This window comes from Kaistella antarctica, from assembly GCF_900109615.1.
Lineage (GTDB): Bacteria > Bacteroidota > Bacteroidia > Flavobacteriales > Weeksellaceae > Kaistella > Kaistella antarctica.
Map to the genome: position 1 here is coordinate 285,290 of NZ_FOIX01000004.1, position 16,536 is coordinate 301,825.

The 16,536-nt window shown below is 35.8% G+C and carries 16 protein-coding genes; 2 read left to right on the forward strand and 14 right to left on the reverse strand.

Annotated features, from left to right (window positions below; genetic code table 11):
- The first annotated feature begins 11 nt into the window (after positions 1 to 11).
- Complete coding sequence (porX, locus tag BMX49_RS12995; protein ID WP_034719436.1) at positions 12 to 1,553, forward strand: T9SS response regulator signal transducer PorX; 1,542 nt, start codon at positions 12 to 14, stop codon at positions 1,551 to 1,553.
- Between the two features lie 127 nt (positions 1,554 to 1,680).
- Positions 1,681 to 2,442 (forward strand): exodeoxyribonuclease III, encoded by a 762-nt coding sequence (locus BMX49_RS13000; protein WP_034719434.1) that lies wholly within the window; start codon positions 1,681 to 1,683, stop codon positions 2,440 to 2,442.
- A gap of 415 nt (positions 2,443 to 2,857) precedes the next feature.
- Here BMX49_RS13000 and BMX49_RS13005 read toward each other — a convergent pair whose 3' ends face one another.
- The 14 genes from BMX49_RS13005 to BMX49_RS14740 all read right to left on the reverse strand — a co-directional run bounded on the left by BMX49_RS13005 (position 2,858) and on the right by BMX49_RS14740 (position 16,534).
- Positions 2,858 to 3,235 (reverse strand): septal ring lytic transglycosylase RlpA family protein, encoded by a 378-nt coding sequence (locus BMX49_RS13005; RefSeq protein WP_034719432.1) that lies wholly within the window; start codon positions 3,233 to 3,235, stop codon positions 2,858 to 2,860.
- Between the two features lie 343 nt (positions 3,236 to 3,578).
- Complete coding sequence (gene rimO, locus BMX49_RS13010; RefSeq protein ID WP_034719429.1) at positions 3,579 to 4,880, reverse strand: 30S ribosomal protein S12 methylthiotransferase RimO; 1,302 nt, start codon at positions 4,878 to 4,880, stop codon at positions 3,579 to 3,581.
- Positions 4,881 to 4,925: 45 nt separating this feature from the next.
- Positions 4,926 to 6,143 carry a cation:proton antiporter gene (locus BMX49_RS13015; protein WP_034719427.1) on the reverse strand — a complete coding sequence of 406 codons (1,218 nt, stop codon included), beginning with the start codon at positions 6,141 to 6,143 and terminating at the stop codon, positions 4,926 to 4,928.
- Between the two features lie 119 nt (positions 6,144 to 6,262).
- Positions 6,263 to 7,120: a glucose-1-phosphate thymidylyltransferase RfbA gene (rfbA, locus tag BMX49_RS13020; protein WP_034719425.1), complete on the reverse strand. Its 858-nt coding sequence runs from the start codon at positions 7,118 to 7,120 to the stop codon at positions 6,263 to 6,265.
- A gap of 1 nt (position 7,121) precedes the next feature.
- The gene (gene rfbB, locus BMX49_RS13025; RefSeq protein ID WP_034719423.1) at positions 7,122 to 8,201 is read right to left on the reverse strand and encodes a dTDP-glucose 4,6-dehydratase; all 1,080 of its coding nucleotides are present in this window, start codon (positions 8,199 to 8,201) and stop codon (positions 7,122 to 7,124) included.
- 9 nt (positions 8,202 to 8,210) lie between these two features.
- Positions 8,211 to 8,756, reverse strand: coding sequence for a dTDP-4-dehydrorhamnose 3,5-epimerase (rfbC, locus tag BMX49_RS13030; protein WP_034719420.1), 546 nt, complete (start codon positions 8,754 to 8,756; stop codon positions 8,211 to 8,213).
- A gap of 9 nt (positions 8,757 to 8,765) precedes the next feature.
- Positions 8,766 to 9,764: an MraY family glycosyltransferase gene (locus tag BMX49_RS13035; protein WP_034719417.1), complete on the reverse strand. Its 999-nt coding sequence runs from the start codon at positions 9,762 to 9,764 to the stop codon at positions 8,766 to 8,768.
- Positions 9,765 to 10,661, reverse strand: coding sequence for an NAD-dependent epimerase/dehydratase family protein (locus tag BMX49_RS13040; protein ID WP_034721259.1), 897 nt, complete (start codon positions 10,659 to 10,661; stop codon positions 9,765 to 9,767).
- A gap of 26 nt (positions 10,662 to 10,687) precedes the next feature.
- Entirely contained in the window at positions 10,688 to 11,944 is a 1,257-nt protein-coding gene (locus BMX49_RS13045) for a glycosyltransferase family 4 protein (protein WP_051803726.1), read from the reverse strand.
- The gene (wecB, locus tag BMX49_RS13050) at positions 11,944 to 13,077 is read right to left on the reverse strand and encodes a non-hydrolyzing UDP-N-acetylglucosamine 2-epimerase (protein ID WP_034719416.1); all 1,134 of its coding nucleotides are present in this window, start codon (positions 13,075 to 13,077) and stop codon (positions 11,944 to 11,946) included. Before wecB ends, BMX49_RS13045 begins: the two co-directional genes overlap by 1 nt.
- Before the next feature lie 104 nt (positions 13,078 to 13,181).
- The gene (locus tag BMX49_RS13055; RefSeq protein ID WP_034719414.1) at positions 13,182 to 14,300 is read right to left on the reverse strand and encodes a polysaccharide biosynthesis C-terminal domain-containing protein; all 1,119 of its coding nucleotides are present in this window, start codon (positions 14,298 to 14,300) and stop codon (positions 13,182 to 13,184) included.
- Between the two features lie 9 nt (positions 14,301 to 14,309).
- Positions 14,310 to 14,723, reverse strand: coding sequence for a WxcM-like domain-containing protein (locus BMX49_RS13060; protein ID WP_034719413.1), 414 nt, complete (start codon positions 14,721 to 14,723; stop codon positions 14,310 to 14,312).
- Positions 14,724 to 14,733: 10 nt separating this feature from the next.
- The gene (locus BMX49_RS13065; protein ID WP_034721256.1) at positions 14,734 to 15,768 is read right to left on the reverse strand and encodes a polysaccharide biosynthesis protein; all 1,035 of its coding nucleotides are present in this window, start codon (positions 15,766 to 15,768) and stop codon (positions 14,734 to 14,736) included.
- Positions 15,758 to 16,534 (reverse strand): AglZ/HisF2 family acetamidino modification protein, encoded by a 777-nt coding sequence (locus BMX49_RS14740; RefSeq protein WP_034719411.1) that lies wholly within the window; start codon positions 16,532 to 16,534, stop codon positions 15,758 to 15,760. The genes BMX49_RS13065 and BMX49_RS14740 overlap by 11 nt, the downstream gene beginning before the upstream one ends.
- Positions 16,535 to 16,536 lie beyond the last annotated feature (2 nt).

Below are 16,536 nucleotides of genomic sequence, written 5' to 3' on the forward strand. Positions count from 1 at the left end.
AAAAAAAATAGATGGCAAAAGTTATATGGATCGATGATGAAGTAGATTTACTAAAACCACATATTGTATTTTTAGAAAACAAGGGATACCAAGTTTCGCCCGTGAACAATGTAAACGAAGCTTTAGAAATGATTGAAAAAGAAAATTTTCAACTGGCTTTATTGGATGAAAACATGCCTGGAATTTCTGGTCTGGAAGCAATCCCGATGATTAAAAACATCGATTCAGCCATAAAAATCGTGATGGTTACCAAGAATGAAGAGGAACTAATAATGGAACAAGCCATCGGTTCGCAGATTGCGGATTATATTTTGAAACCGGTTAACCCAAATCAAATTTTATTGTCTTTAAAGAAAAATCTTCAAGAAGAAACTTTGGTTGAACAGAAAACAATTTTGGAATATCAACAGGAATTTCGAAATCTTTCGATGGAGCTTTCTTATTTAAGAACCCATAAAGATTGGGCCGAATATTATAAAAAAATCCTGAACTGGGAGATTAAATTCGATAAAGTTTTTGATAATGAATTCTCTGATTTATTGCAATCTCAAAAGGAAGAGGCAAATATTCAATTCTCAAAATTCATTGAAAACAATTACGAAGATTGGTTGAATTCGTCGGATAAACCAATGATGAGTCACACTTTATTTAAAGATAAAATTAAAACTGAAGTTGAGAAAGAAAAGGTTTTGTTATTAATGATCGACAATCTACGGTATGATCAGTGGAAAGTGATTGAACCTTTATTCACTAAATTTTATCAGAAAACTTCTGAAGATTCTTATTACAGTATTTTACCAACAGCGACTCAGTATGCTAGGAATTCATTTTTTGCGGGTTTAATGCCGTCTGAAATTGAAAAAAGATTTCCGCAATATTGGATTAATGATAACGAAGATGGGAACAAAAATGAGCATGAGCGCGACTTCTTGGAAGATCAAATGAAACGTTTGGGACTTTCTCATAAATCGATGAAGTATTTGAAAATTTTGAATGCTGATTTCGAGCGCAAGGTTTTGGATGATTTCAACCAACACAAAAGCAATGACTTGTTGGTGATTGTGTATAATTTCATCGATATTTTATCTCACGCCAAAACGGATAATGTTATTGTTAATCAGTTAATCCGAGATGATAAAACATTTAGATCGTTAACGTACACTTGGTTTGAAAATTCATCGTTATTAAAAATCATCAAACAAGCAGCAGAAAACGGATTCAAACTCGTAATTACCACTGATCATGGAACGATATACGTTAAAAAGCCGAGCAAAGTAGTTGGCGACCGTGAAACGTCGACTAACATTCGATACAAAACAGGCCGTAGTTTAACCTACGAAAAAGGAGATGTGTGGGCGATTTCCAATCCGGAAAAATTATTTTTACCAAAAGGAAATTTGAGTTCCAAATATATCTTTGCAAAAAATAATACGTTTCTAGCCTATCCGAAAAACTACAATCATTTTGTGAATTATTATAAAGAAACTTATCAGCATGGTGGGATTTCTTTGGAGGAATGTATTATTCCGATCAGCATATTAGAACCTAAATAAGTTTTTTCATAGTTTATTTAATTTGGGTTCTAGGGCGGAAAAAATCTTTGGTTTTTTCCGCTTTTTTATGCCCTAAATTTTGATAGAACAAAATCCTAATTTGTATTTTTGATGAAATTGAAAATAAATGAAAATCATCTCTTATAATGTGAATGGAATTCGGGCCGCTTTTACCAAAGATTTTTTAGGTTGGCTGAATGTTGCAAATCCAGATGTCATCTGCATACAAGAAAGTAAAGCAGGCAACGATCAAATCGATATTAAAAGCTTACAAGAAAACGGCTATTTCAGCTACTGGCATTCTGCTCAGAAAAAAGGATATTCTGGTGTTGGGATTGCCTCTAAAGTTCAACCCAATCATGTTGAATATGGATGCGGAATTGAACACTACGATTCTGAAGGCCGAATTATGCGTGCAGATTTCGAGGGATTCTCCGTGATTTCTGTCTATGTTCCGTCGGCTTCCAATATCGAAAGACTGGATTTTAAAATGAAATTTTGCTCTGATTTTCTGAATTACATCAAAGAACTAAAGAAAACGATTCCTAACCTTATTATATGCGGCGATTTTAATATCTGCCACCACCCAATTGATATTCACAATCCAGAAGGTTTAAAGAACACCTCTGGCTTTCTACCGATGGAAAGAGAATGGATGACTCAGTTCATCGAAGAATGCGAATTGATTGACAGTTTCAGATTCTTTAATGATCAACCAGATAATTATTCCTGGTGGAGTTACCGACAAAATTCCCGCGCCAGAAATAAAGGCTGGAGATTGGATTATAATTTCGTGTCGTATTCTTTGAAGGATCAGCTTTCCCGGGCGGCGATATTGAGCGAGGCGGTGCATTCGGATCATTGTCCGGTTATGGTGGAACTATCTTAGTTGTTTTTATAGGATTTATCCTATTTTTTGATTCGATATTCATAGGGCTTCACCCTATGCTATTGACTACGCCACTTCGTGGCTTTATCGTTAGAGTGCATTAGATGCACTATTCGTTTTTTGGAGATAATTCGGTGGTAATTTTTATCTGAAGTATTGAAATGATGCTATTATTGCGACCCGAGTTGAGTGGAGCTCTTTTTTATTGTTGGCTGAGCGTAGTCGAAGCCAACAATAAAAAAAGCGGGAGCGGAACGCGGATTTGTTCGCCCAAATAAATTTAACTAGAAAATCCACTGCCCTGAAATTTAATGATTGCTCTGAAAAAGGTATGATTGTTGTCTCTTCTCTAAAGTTAAGGCCAATAAAAAAGCCGACTCTAGTGAGACGGCTTTGATTGTTTTTAACTTAAATGTTAATCGTTGTCGATAATTTCGTATTCAACAGGCATAGTTCCTTTGGAAGGATTGCCAATCGCTTTGAAGGCAGCTTTGGAAAGGTCGAGTGCTCTGGAAGAATGAAAAGGACCGCGGTCATTTATTTCTACTACTACACTTTTCCCTGATCTCAGGTTGGTTACTTTAACCATCGTTCCGAAAGGAAGCGTTCTGTTGGCTGCAGTTAATTTTTGATTACTGAAAATATCGCCGCTTGCCGTTTTTCTACCGTTAAACTTATCGTGGTAAAACGATGCAAAACTTGTTTTTTTAGCATCTTCGGTATTTGTCTTAAATGAAAACAGACCGAGTGTTGAAATCATCATTATGATTAGGAGTGTTCCTCTTTGAATCATTTTGAATTTATTTTTGTGGGTTTTGACTTTGCAAATGTATTCTGTAATTGACTTATACAACACCCAGATAGTTAAACTCTCATAATGAATTGTTAAATTTTTGTTAACAACTTCCGCATTCTCTTTAATAGTAGTAACTCACAAACATTCTTAAATTATGTTAAAATTAGCTTCAAAATGTTAACGATATTAACTAATCATCGCATAGCAAGTAAGCATTTGTCGTGACAACCTACTGATTACCTTTAGGTTAAATAAAAAATACTTCTAGAAATTCCAGAAGTATTTTTTTGAATAATATTTTTACTGAATTGTCAGAAATTTGACAAATTATTGCAATATCTTAAATCAACTCTCCGTACAAATCGAACTCTTCCGCAGAAGTTATTCTAATTTCGGCAAATTCTCCAATCGATAAATAGGTGTTTTCGGCAGAAACTAAAACTGTATTGTCAACATCTGGTGAATCGAATTCAGTTCGTCCTACGAAATAATTCCCTTCTTTACGATCGAAAATACAACGGTACAATTTTCCGATTCTCTCCTGGTTTTTTTCCCAAGAAATCTGAGACTGTAATTCCATGATCTCTTCTACTCTGGCTTCTTTTACTTCTTGAGGAACATCGTCTTCTAAAACATAAGCCGTCGTGTTTTCTTCATGGGAATAGGTGAAGCAACCTAAACGGTCGAATCTTTGCTCCCGAACCCATTCTTTCATTTCCTGGAATCTTTCTTCGGTCTCGCCTGGGAAACCAACAATCAGCGTCGTTCTGATGGCCATATCTGGAACCATCTGTCTGAATTTGGCTAATAATGCATTTGTTTTTTCATGAGAAGTTCCACGTTTCATAGCTTTCAACAAATCAGAATTGATGTGCTGTAAAGGAATGTCGATATAGTTACAAACTTTTGGTTCATCTCTGATGATCTCTAAAACATCTTCAGGGAAACCTGTAGGGAAAGCATAATGTAAACGAATCCACTCAATTCCTTCTACTTTCACCAAACGCAAAAGTAAATCTCCTAAGGCACGTTTCTTATAGATATCTAAACCGTAATAGGTTAAATCCTGAGCAATTAAGATTAATTCTTTAACTCCTTTCTTGGCTAATTTCTCAGCTTCAATCACTAAGTTTTCAATTGGTGTGGAAATATTTTTTCCTCTCATTAATGGAATTGCACAAAATGAACATGGACGGTCGCAACCTTCAGAAATCTTTAAATAAGCATAATGTCTTGGCGTGGTCACCATTCTTTCACCTACCAATTCGTGTTTATAATCTGCACCTAAATGCTTTAATAATAAAGGTAAGTCCCGTGTCCCGAAATATTGATCAACATCAGGAATCTCTCTGATTAAATCTGGCTTGTATCTCTCGGACAGACAACCTGTAACGAAAACCTGCTCTACTTCGCCTCTATTTTTTGCCTCTACATATTCGAGAATCGTATTGATGCTTTCTTCTTTTGCATTATCGATGAAACCGCACGTATTAATAACCACGATATCGCCTTTATCTTCGTGTACTACTTCTTTTCCGTTGGCTTGTAATTGTCCCATCAAGACTTCAGAATCGTAGACATTTTTGGAACATCCAAGAGTTACGATATTGATTTTCTTTTTTCCTACTGATTTCGTGCGCATTATAAAATTTATTGGGCGCAAAGGTAAGCATATTAATGCGAAAAATTATTCTTCTGGTTGATTGTCTTTATCTAACCTTGCCAATTTTAAACTTTCATCTTTGGCTTTTTTCTCAAATAAAAGTCCGATCATCATTACAAAAGTTGTGAGTAAAATAACTTGAATTACAACGGATTCATTAAGATGTATAAACCGCTGCTCTGGTGTGATACTCAAAAAAAGGAGAATGGTAATTAAGCCACGAGGCGCAATATAGAAGAGCGGTTGCATATCCATTTTTCCTAATTTTAAGAAAATTGCTCTGAAGACAAATATGGCAATCACAATTGAAACTGACCAAACTAAAGAATCAATATTAATAATATCTTCCGTCTTTAAAACAAATCCAAATACAATAAAAAATAATGTTCGAACGATGAAAGTGGCTTCGATAACGACCTCTTTAAACTGCTTGACTTCCCTATTAAATTTAGTAAAGCGGAAATTTCTTAAAAGTTTCAGATTCTTTAATTCATCAATATTCCCTAGTACCAGCCCAAAAAATAGAATGAAAATCAAAGCAGGTAAATGATAAATTTTGGAAATCTGGTATATTAAAATATTCAAAATAATGATTGGACCATATTTGATATGATGGTCAATTTTCGCCAACAGAACTGCTAAAATTAAGGAAGCAACTACAGAAATACCAAGCATTAAAACAAATTGTCCTGCAAAATGAAACGCACCACTTAAGGAAATCACGGTCCCAAAGGTGGCAAAGTTGAAGAATATAACGCCGATGATATCGGACAAGCTGCTTTCATAGGTGATAAACTGTCGTTTGTCTTTTGATAAATTAATTGCGCTGGGGATTGCTATAGAACTGCTGATAATGCAAAAAGGGATAATGTTGATCAAGCTTTGTTTGTAAGTCAAGCCCCATTCATAATGCAAATAAATAGAGAATCCGACCGCGATGATCACTAAAGGAATTAAAGCGATAAGAACTGATTTCTTGACCACCTCTTTTGTTGATCTGTTTAATTCTAACTCAAGCGAACCTTCTAAAACAATTAAAATCAAACCTATGGTTCCTAAAATCGGAAGTACGATATTGAGATTTGGAACGATGATATCATACAAGCCGCCAACTTGATTTAAAACCCATCCTGTGGCGAGCAAAAATATGACTGAGGGAACTTTTGTGAATTTAGTAGTGATATCAAATAGATATGATATGAGAAGGATTACGCAGATTCCGATGATAAAGATTTCAGCCATCTAGTAAATATATAAAAAAATTAAATATATTTTTTCAAACCGAGTTCCATATCTCAAAAAATTTTAACCAAAAAAAGAGAGCCAATATTGACTCTCCTTTATATAGTGACTTAATTTTCTCAAACCAGCCTTTTCAAATAATCTCCGTAGCCGCTTTTACCATACTTCACAGCAGATTCAAGTAATTGGTCTTTATTAATGAATCCCTTGACGTACGCGATTTCTTCGATGCAAGAAATTTTAAATCCCTGTCTTTTTTCCAAAACCTTCACAAATTCTGAGGCTTCATGTAAAGAATCAAAAGTTCCGGTGTCTAACCACGCTGTTCCGCGAGACATTACACCAACTTCTAACTGATCATTTTCAAGATAAATTCTGTTCAGATCGGTAATCTCCAACTCTCCTCTTACGGATGGTTTCAGATTTTTAGCGTATTCAACCACTGAATTATCATAGAAATACAAACCTGGAACTGCGAAATTTGATTTTGGATGTTCTGGTTTTTCTTCAATTGAAATGGCTTTTAGATTTTCATCAAATTCCACGACTCCATATCGCTCTGGATCTGAAACTTGGTAAGCGAAAACACAACCACCATTAACGGTAGTTTTACTTTCTAATAATTTTGCTAAACCTGTTCCGTAAAAGATATTATCTCCCAAAACTAAGGCAACAGAATCGTCACCGATGAATTCTTCGCCCAGAATAAAAGCTTGTGCTAAACCATCGGGGCTTGGTTGAATTTTATATTGAATGTTACACCCAATCGCTGAACCGTCTCCTAGTAGTTTGATAAATCCTTCCTGATCGTGTGGTGTTGTAATAATTAAAATATCTTTAATTCCTGCCAACAATAAAGTGGAAAGCGGATAATAAATCATCGGCTTATCATAAACCGGCATTAACTGCTTGCTCACGGCGATAGTCAGTGGATAAAGTCGCGTTCCAGAACCTCCGGCTAGTATTATTCCTTTCATCTTAAGAGTATTGTTTGTCGTAATATTTCTGATAATCGCCGCTCGTTACATGATCCAACCAATCTTTATTGTCTAAAAACCAGTCGATGGTTTTACCCAATCCTTGTTCGAAAGTCACGCTTGGCATCCAGCCCAACTCTTTGTTGAGTTTGGTTGCATCGATGGCATAACGTAAATCGTGGCCTGGTCTATCTTTGACGTACGTGATTAATTTTTCAGAATGACCTTCTGGATTTCCTAATTTCTGATCCATCTGTTTGATAAGTTCTTTTACCAAATCGATATTCTTCCATTCATTAAAACCACCGATATTATAAGTTTCGCCAGTTTTGGCTTCAAAAAATATTTGATGGATTGCTTTGGCGTGATCGATGACGTACAACCAATCGCGGGTATATTTTCCATCGCCGTAAATTGGAAGTGGCTTTCCATTTAAAATATTAGAAATACAAAGTGGAATTAATTTTTCAGGAAAATGATTGGGACCATAGTTATTAGAACAATTAGAAATAATAAATGGCATTCCATAAGTATTTCCATACGCACGAACCAAGTGGTCAGATGCTGCTTTACTTGCTGAATAAGGTGATTTTGGATCGTAAGCCGTATCTTCTAAAAAGAAACCTGTTTCGCCTAGACTTCCATAAACTTCATCAGTGGAAACATGATAGAATAAATTATTTCTTGTTTCATCACGGAAATTTCCGTGTTGATGATCTGGATTTAAAGTCCAAAATTCTCTGGCTAAATTTAAAAGATTTGCAGTTCCGTTTACATTGGTATTGATGAACGCGCTTGGATCTTCAATACTTCGGTCTACATGACTTTCCGCAGCCAGGTGAACAATAGCATCTGGATTGTATTTTTCAAAAACCTTTCTTAATTCCTCAACATTGGTAATGTCGGCCTTCTCAAAAACGTAATTAGGTTCATTTTCGATGTCTTTTAAATTCTCAAGATTTCCAGCGTAGGTTAGCGCATCAAGATTGATGATCGTAGAATTGGGGTGATTTTTCACGAACTCACGGACAACGTGAGATCCAATAAAACCGGCACCGCCAGTAATGATAATATTTTTCATAAGTATTATTTAAAAATTACGTTGCTCAAAGGTAGGTTGAATTTTATCTTTATCTGAAAGAAGAACCTCTGAAGTTGGCAATTTCCAGTCAATATCCAATTGCTGGTCACTCCACAAAACACCACCTTCTGATTCCTTATTATAAAAATTATCGCATTTATACGCAAAAACTGCCGTTTCTGACAAGACAGAAAAACCATGTCCGAAACCACGAGGAACGTAAAACTGTAATTTATTTTCCGCTGAAAGTTCAATTCCGAACCATTTCCCAAATGTGGGAGATTCTGTTCTAAGATCCACTGCTACATCCCAAACTTTCCCTTCTAAGCAGGAAACCAATTTTGCCTGAGCGTGTTCGCCCTTTTGCAAATGAAGGCCCCGCAAAACGCCGTAAGAAGATTTTGAAATATTATCCTGTACGAAATGACCATTCATTCCTGTAAATTCTTCAAACTTAAGTTCATTGAATTTTTCATAGAAGTAGCCACGATCGTCTTCGATAATCGTTGGCTCGATGATATAGCAGTCTTTGAGTGGAGTTTTTTTAATTTTCATTAAAAGATTTTATTTAGAAAGTGAAAGTTCCTTTTTAACAGATCGTTTAACACCTAAATAGAGCGCAATTGTCGGAAGGGCAATCACTATAAAAGTTACCCATTCTGCAAAATTAGAAAAAATCACAATGGCATTGATTATCAGCTGAACGACAGCATAAATTACACTGACAGTAAGGTGCGAAATTTTCTTATCATTCGCAAATAGCTGATAGAGATGTCTGCGGTGTGCATCGAAAATATTTTCTTTTAGTTTTAATCGCTCCATGATCGTTAAAATAGTTTCTGCGCCATAAACCATTAAAAACAGTACCCATTTTATTTGGCCCGTTTGAAACATCAACAGTGATAAAAGTCCGATAATCCAAAAACCTATCCCCATACTACCGATATCACCCAAAAAACATTTTGCTCTTTTTCGAAAATTAAAAAATAGGAAAACTATAGATGCAAGAAGCGGATAAATAATAAAATCAGCATTAACAAATTCGATTGTATTTTGATTAATGTACAAAAGCGTACCTAACAAAACTGAGCTATAAAGTCCAGACATTCCATTAATTCCGTCCATAAAATTATAAGCATTGAGAATACCAATAATCAAAACATAGGAGATAGGGATTCCCCACCAAGGTAACAACTGAAAAGCATTTAAAAAATAAAGCAATAAAGTCACTGCAACAAAGTGGAAAATTAATCGAATCTTACTCGACAAATCAATCATATCATCAATAAAGCTGATGAGACATATGATCAACAGTCCCGCACCGAAAATCCAAAAGTTAGGTTCTCCCCAATTGTCTAATGAAAATCGGTAATTGTTAAACAATACTTCATAACCCATGAAAAACAAATAAGCTAATGGGAAAATTATCCCACCGCCCCGAAGCGTAATTTCGGTGTGTGCACTTCTATGATTTGGCTTGTCAATAATATTATACTTGTCTGCTATTTTAAAATAAATGAGCATCAATATAAAAAAAACTAAAATGATGATTAGATATTCCATTTACTTTTGAAAACTTTTAATCGTTTTTTCCAGACCTTGCTTTGCTGTGACGGGCAACGCTGAGAGTCCTAAAGACGTTTTAATTTTAGTGTTTGACACCATGTAACTCTCTGTTAATTTTTTTAAACGTTCTGAATTCAGCGGTAATCTTAAAAAGTCACCTGCTTTCGCAATACTTGAAATAAATTTGGAATTTAATTTCCATAACTTCTCTTTTTTTCCACTAACATTAGCAATAATTTGAACCAAATCATTGGTCGACACATGTTCATCATCGGCAAAATTATAAATCCCTGAGTTAATCTGTGGCGTTTGAAGCATTTTTAAAATTAAAAAATTAAGATTATCAATACTCAAAAAAGATCTTTGATTCTTAAACGAAGCTAAAGGCCATGGTAGACCTTTTTCAACAACTTTATAAAGTAAATTCAAATTCCCCTTATTTCCAGGACCATGAATCATACACGGCCTTACAATAAAAAGTCTTTTACCAGCTGGCAAAACTTGCTTTAATAAATAATTCTCTGCTTCTAATTTTGATTTGCCATAAGGCGTATGAGGATTGGCTTGATCATTTTCTTCAAGAATACCATCTACACTATCAGCAGCAGCTTTCACAGAGCTGAAGTAGAAAAAATCTCTAATACCTGTCGCCAAGAAACGGTTAAAAAGCGTGATCGTTAAATCCCTATTAATTACAAAATATGATTCAGCATCAGAGGTATTGCTAGTATCATGAGCTTTCCCAGCTAAATGAATAATTGCATCGGCGCTTTTATCTAAAGTCCAACGGTCGTTTCGAAGTGATAAGCCTTCAATTAAATGTTCTTCACTGATTAAATATTTTGATAGATTTTGACCGACAAATCCAGAAGCACCAGTAATTATAACTTTCATTTTCAATTGTTTAATCTCCATAAAATTTAATTAATATGATGTTTTTGCAATTGCCTTTTAATGAATCGGTCATCTTTATTTAAATTTAGAATACGTTCTAAATTATCGATACAAATCGACAGTTGATAGTTTTCTAGAAAAAACTTTCTACTATTTATTCCCATTTGTTCTAATTCTGCTGACGGTAGCTTAGACATTTTTAAAATCATCGCTGCTAATTTCTTAGAATTTCCAGCAGGAACAGCTAACCCGCAGTTTGCTTCCTCAATAATCTCTGCACCTTCGCCATTCAGCATGGCGACAATTGGTTTTGAAGCACTCATGTACGCTTGAACTTTTGCAGGAACGGTGAGGTTAAAAATTTTATCATCTTTTAAGCTAACTAGCATTACATCGGCTTTAGCAAAAAAACTGGCCATAGCTTCCACAGGAAACCTACCAACCGTTAGCATTGTATCTTCTAAATTATTTTTATGTATAAAATCTTGAACATAAGGCATTTTACGACCATCACCAACGATGATAAACTTTATCGAATTTTGATTCTTCAACTCCAAAGCAGCCTCCATAATTGCTTCGAGGTCTTGGGCTTCACCAACATTACCCGCAAACATCACCTTGAATCCAATAGGTAATTCTGGAATAGGAAAATTCACATCACCTTCCGAAATTGCGTCCTCTGCCCAGTTTGGAAAATATTCGAGCTTATCTGCAAAATCTCCTTTTTCTAAAATTGACTTTCTAAAACCGTTGGAAGTGATGAGAATTTTTTCTGAATTTTCATAAAACCGAATAACCATATTTTTAAAGAACTGGAGAACGAATTTATTTTTAACACCTCCTGCAACCTTTAAACTTTCTGGCCAAAGATCCATTACCCAGAAGTAAACCGGAACATTTTGCAATTTTTTTAATAAAAGAGCGGGATAAAACTGAGTGATTGGCGACGGCTCATGTACAATAACCGCATCATATTTATTACTGAAATTGAGAAAGAATGCTTTTAAAGATGCAAAAAATGCAAAACTAAAATAATTCAAAAATAATCGTATTCCACCTCCTTTGCCACGTAGTAGCAATAATGAGCGAATTACTTTCACACCCTTAATAAGCTGATTCCGATTTTTAAAAATACCATATCCTTCAAATATTTTACCTTCCGGATAATTGGGTAATCCAGTTAATACCGTAACGTCGTGTCCTCGCTTCTGGAGTTCAAAAGAAAGATCGTTACTTTTAAAATTTTCAGGAAAATAATATTGAGTTACAATTAAAATCTTCATTACTTACTCCAGACCACTCTATTGACATAATCGGTATAACTCAAAATAATGCGTACCACTTTTTCGGAAACATTCGGCATTGAATAATCTGAAACGGTTCGGTAGTTTCTTTCTTCGCCGGTTTTTTGCTGCTGCAATTGAGTTAATCCCTGCATGATTCTTTCGGGTGAAAGGCCGACCATTATTACACTGGCTTCTTCCATTGCTTCTGGTCTTTCGTGTGCATCTCGGATATTTAAGGCTCGGAAATTTAGGATGGAGGATTCTTCAGAGATCGTTCCTGAATCTGATAACACTGCATAGCTTCGCATTTGCAAAGCATTGTAATCGTGAAAACCCAGTGGTTTTAAAAATTGAACTTCTGGACGAACTTCGACTTTCATTTTATCAATCATATTTCTGGTTCGCGGATGCGTAGAAACAATAATTGGATAACCAAATTTTACTGCGATTGTATTCAGACTTGCAATTAAACCGGTAAAGTTTTTCTCTGAATTGATGTTTTCTTCACGGTGGGCCGAAACTACAAAATATTTGCCTTCTTCTAAATTCAATCTTTCCAAGACATCCGAATTTTGGATTTCTGGTAAGTAGTGATTCAAAACCTCAAACATAGGCGAGCCCGTTTTAATTATTCGGTCTGCGGGAAGTCCTTCTCTCAAAAGATATTCGCGGGCAATATCACTATAAGTTAGGTTGACATCTGAAACATGATCAACAATCTTACGGTTGGTTTCTTCGGGAACTCTCTGGTCGAAACAGCGGTTTCCGGCTTCCATATGAAAAACGGGAATCTGCCTTTTTTTAGCAGGAATTGCACAAAGACAAGAGTTGGTGTCGCCTAAAACTAAAAAGGCTTCAGGTTGCAGTTCTTCTAAAAGTGGATCTATTTTAATAAGGATATTGCCGATGGTTTCAGTAGCAGTTTTCCCCGCTGCTTCTAAGAAATAATCTGGTTTTCTCAAACCTAAATCTTCGAAAAATATTTGATTGAGTTCGTAATCGTAGTTTTGGCCGGTATGCACCATAATGTGATCGATTGCTTCTGAATTATCTAAAGCCATAAGAACTCTGGATAATCGAATAATTTCTGGGCGGGTTCCTACAACCGTCATCACCTTTAATTTCTTCATATTTTATACAATTTACAAAAATAAGACATTCCCTTAAGGTAAAAAATCTATTTCTAGAATAGTTAAAATTATTTTAATTATTTTCTTAAATATTGGGATAAATTTTAAACTTCCACGAAATAAGTATCCGCATCTTCTGGATTATAAGGCTCATTGATCCAAAAAATGGTTAATAATTCTTCGTCACCGATATTTTTAATATTATGGGTGTACCAAATTGGCATATCAACGTAAGCTGGATCAGTTCCATCTAAATAAAATTCCAGAACTTCATCAGAATCAATTTTTCTTAACTGAATTAGAGCTTTCCCTTTTATGACGGCGAATCTTTCTATTTTTCGAGTATGAAAATGATTGCCTCTGGTAATTCCAGGCACGGTGGTAGAAAAAGAACATTGCCCACCAATTCCTAAACGGATCACTTCCACAAAAGCTCCTCTGGGATCAATATTCTGCGTAAACTTGACAGGGTAATGAGTTGCAATGTCAAAATAAGAGCGGAACGTATTGAAGAGTTGATAATCAAAACTACTGGTCAAGGCTGGAATTTCTCCATTTTGAAAGTAAAGCTTCTTGTAACTTTTGAGTTTTTCTAAAACTGCAGAGACTTTAATGGTTGTTGTGGCTGGAACCTTATACAGTTCTGCCGTTTCGCCTGCTTCTATTTGGTCAATAATTTCTTGTACCAATTCACCCACATAAATTAAGGAGACTTCACTGTCAACGTCAACCGTCGGATTTTCGCCATGGGTCAGTTTGTGGCAAAATGTAGCGATGAAAGAGTTGTAGTTGGGTTTCCCGAAAGGTCCAAAAACATTGGGAATAATCATCCCGGTAAATTTGCCTCCCTTTTCTTTGGCCCAATTTGCCAAAAGTGAACGGCCTTCTTTTTTAGATTTTCCGTAGAGATTATCTCTTTCTTCCTGAGAAGAGGAGGAGAATAAAAGGTGTGCTTTGGAGTTGGTTCTTTCTAAAGATGCTACCATTTTCTTAACCAAATCAACGTTTTGATGATAAATCACTTCGGCATCAGGATGTCGGTTCATGGCTGCTAGATGTACAATAACATCACATTGCTTCACGAATTCATCCAACTGATCTGGATTCTCAAAATAGTTTTTTTGAAAATCGATCCTTTCAAATTTCTCAGGTTCTAAACCTAAAGTATTGTATAGATGGGCGCCAACAAACCCGTTCTGTCCCGTAATTCCTACTTTCTTCATGAATAACTTTTAATTAAAATAATCTACTGGAAATCTAAATTCATCTTGAACTTCACCTAACTCATAATCTGATAAAACAAGCAGTTTTGATTGCTCTTCATTGGCCTGAATTGAGTTTGCATAACCTTTCGGGATATGAACTACATCCATCTTCGAACTGTCCACGACAAATTCTAGAATAGGTAAATTTTTAGAAGGCTTATCCCAACAATCTATTTTGACAATTCTGATTGTAAACGAACCCGCAATTGCCGAGAACCACCGCTGTTCTATTTTATGGCCTTGCCAACCTCTTACAAAATCAGTATTTATATTTACGATGGTGTAAACTCTTTTGATTCCTAAGGTTTTGAAGTCATTATTATAACAAATGGTACCTCTTTCATCTTGATATCGATTTCCTTTAATAATAATTGGTTCCATAAAATACCATTTAATAAGGATACTGCATCACTTCCTCTCCAAAAATTTCTTTACGAATCAGAGGTAAGGTGGAAATGAGTCTCTTCAAGCCTTCAACTCCTTCCTGCTCGGCATTGTGGGAGTGATAATCTTCAATTTTAGCCACTTCTTCTTCTCCTTCAGAAAAGAAAGCCGCGTAGTTCAGATCACGGTTATCAGCAGGTACGCGGTAAAAATCGCCCATATCTTCTGCCTTCACCATTTCTTCTCGTGTACAAAGAGTTTCATATAATTTCTCACCATGTCGCGTGCCAATAATCTTGATTGGAACTGGTTTGCCGGTGAGCTCAATTAAAGCTTGTGCCAAATCGCCAATGGTCCCTGCGGGGGCTTTATTGACAAACAAATCTCCTGCATTTGCATTCTCAAAAGCAAATAAAACGAGATCAACCGCATCATCCAATGACATGAAAAAACGGGACATATTAGGATCAGTAATCGTAATTGGTTCCCCTTTTTGAATTTGATTTAAAAATAATGGAATTACAGATCCACGCGAGGCCATCACATTTCCATAACGGGTAAGGCACACAACGGTTTCTGTTAGATTTCTGGATTCTGCCACGGCGACTTTTTCCATCATCGCTTTGGATATTCCCATAGCATTGATTGGATAGGCTGCTTTATCGGTAGAAAGGCAAATGACCTTCTGTACTTTATTAGCTGCCGCTGCACGAATAACATTTTGGGTTCCTTCAACATTGGTTTTCACCGCCTGCATGGGGAAAAACTCACAAGAGGGAACTTGCTTCAGAGCTGCTGCATGGAAGACATAATCAACGCCTCTGGTAGCGGGCTCTACGCTGGTATAATCTCTGACATCACCGATGTAATATTTAATCTTATCGTTTTTATAAAGGTTCCGCATATCGTCCTGCTTCTTTTCATCGCGCGAGAAAATACGGATTTCTTTGAAGTGATCGGTTGCTAAAAAACGGTTGAGAACTGCGGTGCCGAAGGAACCGGTTCCGCCTGTAATCAAAAGGACTTTATCTTTAATTTCTATACTCATTATAATAAATATTTTCTTTTTCTTCCTTGGTTGGATAATTAATTAAGACGGCTTTATACACTCCTTTGAAAACAAATAAACTCCCAGCAGCAACACCTATAATCTTATGTTTTTCAATTACCTTTGCGATGTCGGCAAGTGAACCCGCACCACCAAGAACAGTTAGTGGAAGTGATATTTTCTCACGGACTTTATCAATTAATGCCAGATCATATCCTTTCATCACTCCATCTTGATCAATTGAATTAATGATAATTTCACCGGCTCCTAATTCCTGTGCTTTCGCTACAAATTCAAAAGGATTTATTCCTGTGGCTTTTTTACCGTTGTGGGTGTAAACTTCGTAACCACCAAATAATTTTTTCTTTACATCTAGAACTACAATTACACTTTGTGCTCCAACACGGTCTGCAATTTCGGTAATCAGTTCTGGATTTTGTAATACCGCAGTACTCAAGGCAATTTTTTCGATGCCAAGACCAAATATTTTCTGTGCCTGTTCTACTGTTTTTACACCGCCACCGTAGCACAAAGGCATTCTTGATTGATTCGCAATTCTCTCGATTAAACTATAGTTGGGTTCCTGTCCTTTTGCCGTCGCATCAATATCAAAAATAGCGAGTTCATCTACTTCCTTCTCATTAAAAATTTTAACAGCATTGATCGGATCGCCCACGTATTTTGGATTTTTAAAATTCACTGTTTTCACTAGCCCATTATCTTGCAACAATAAACTCGGAATTATTCTTGGTCTAAGCATGG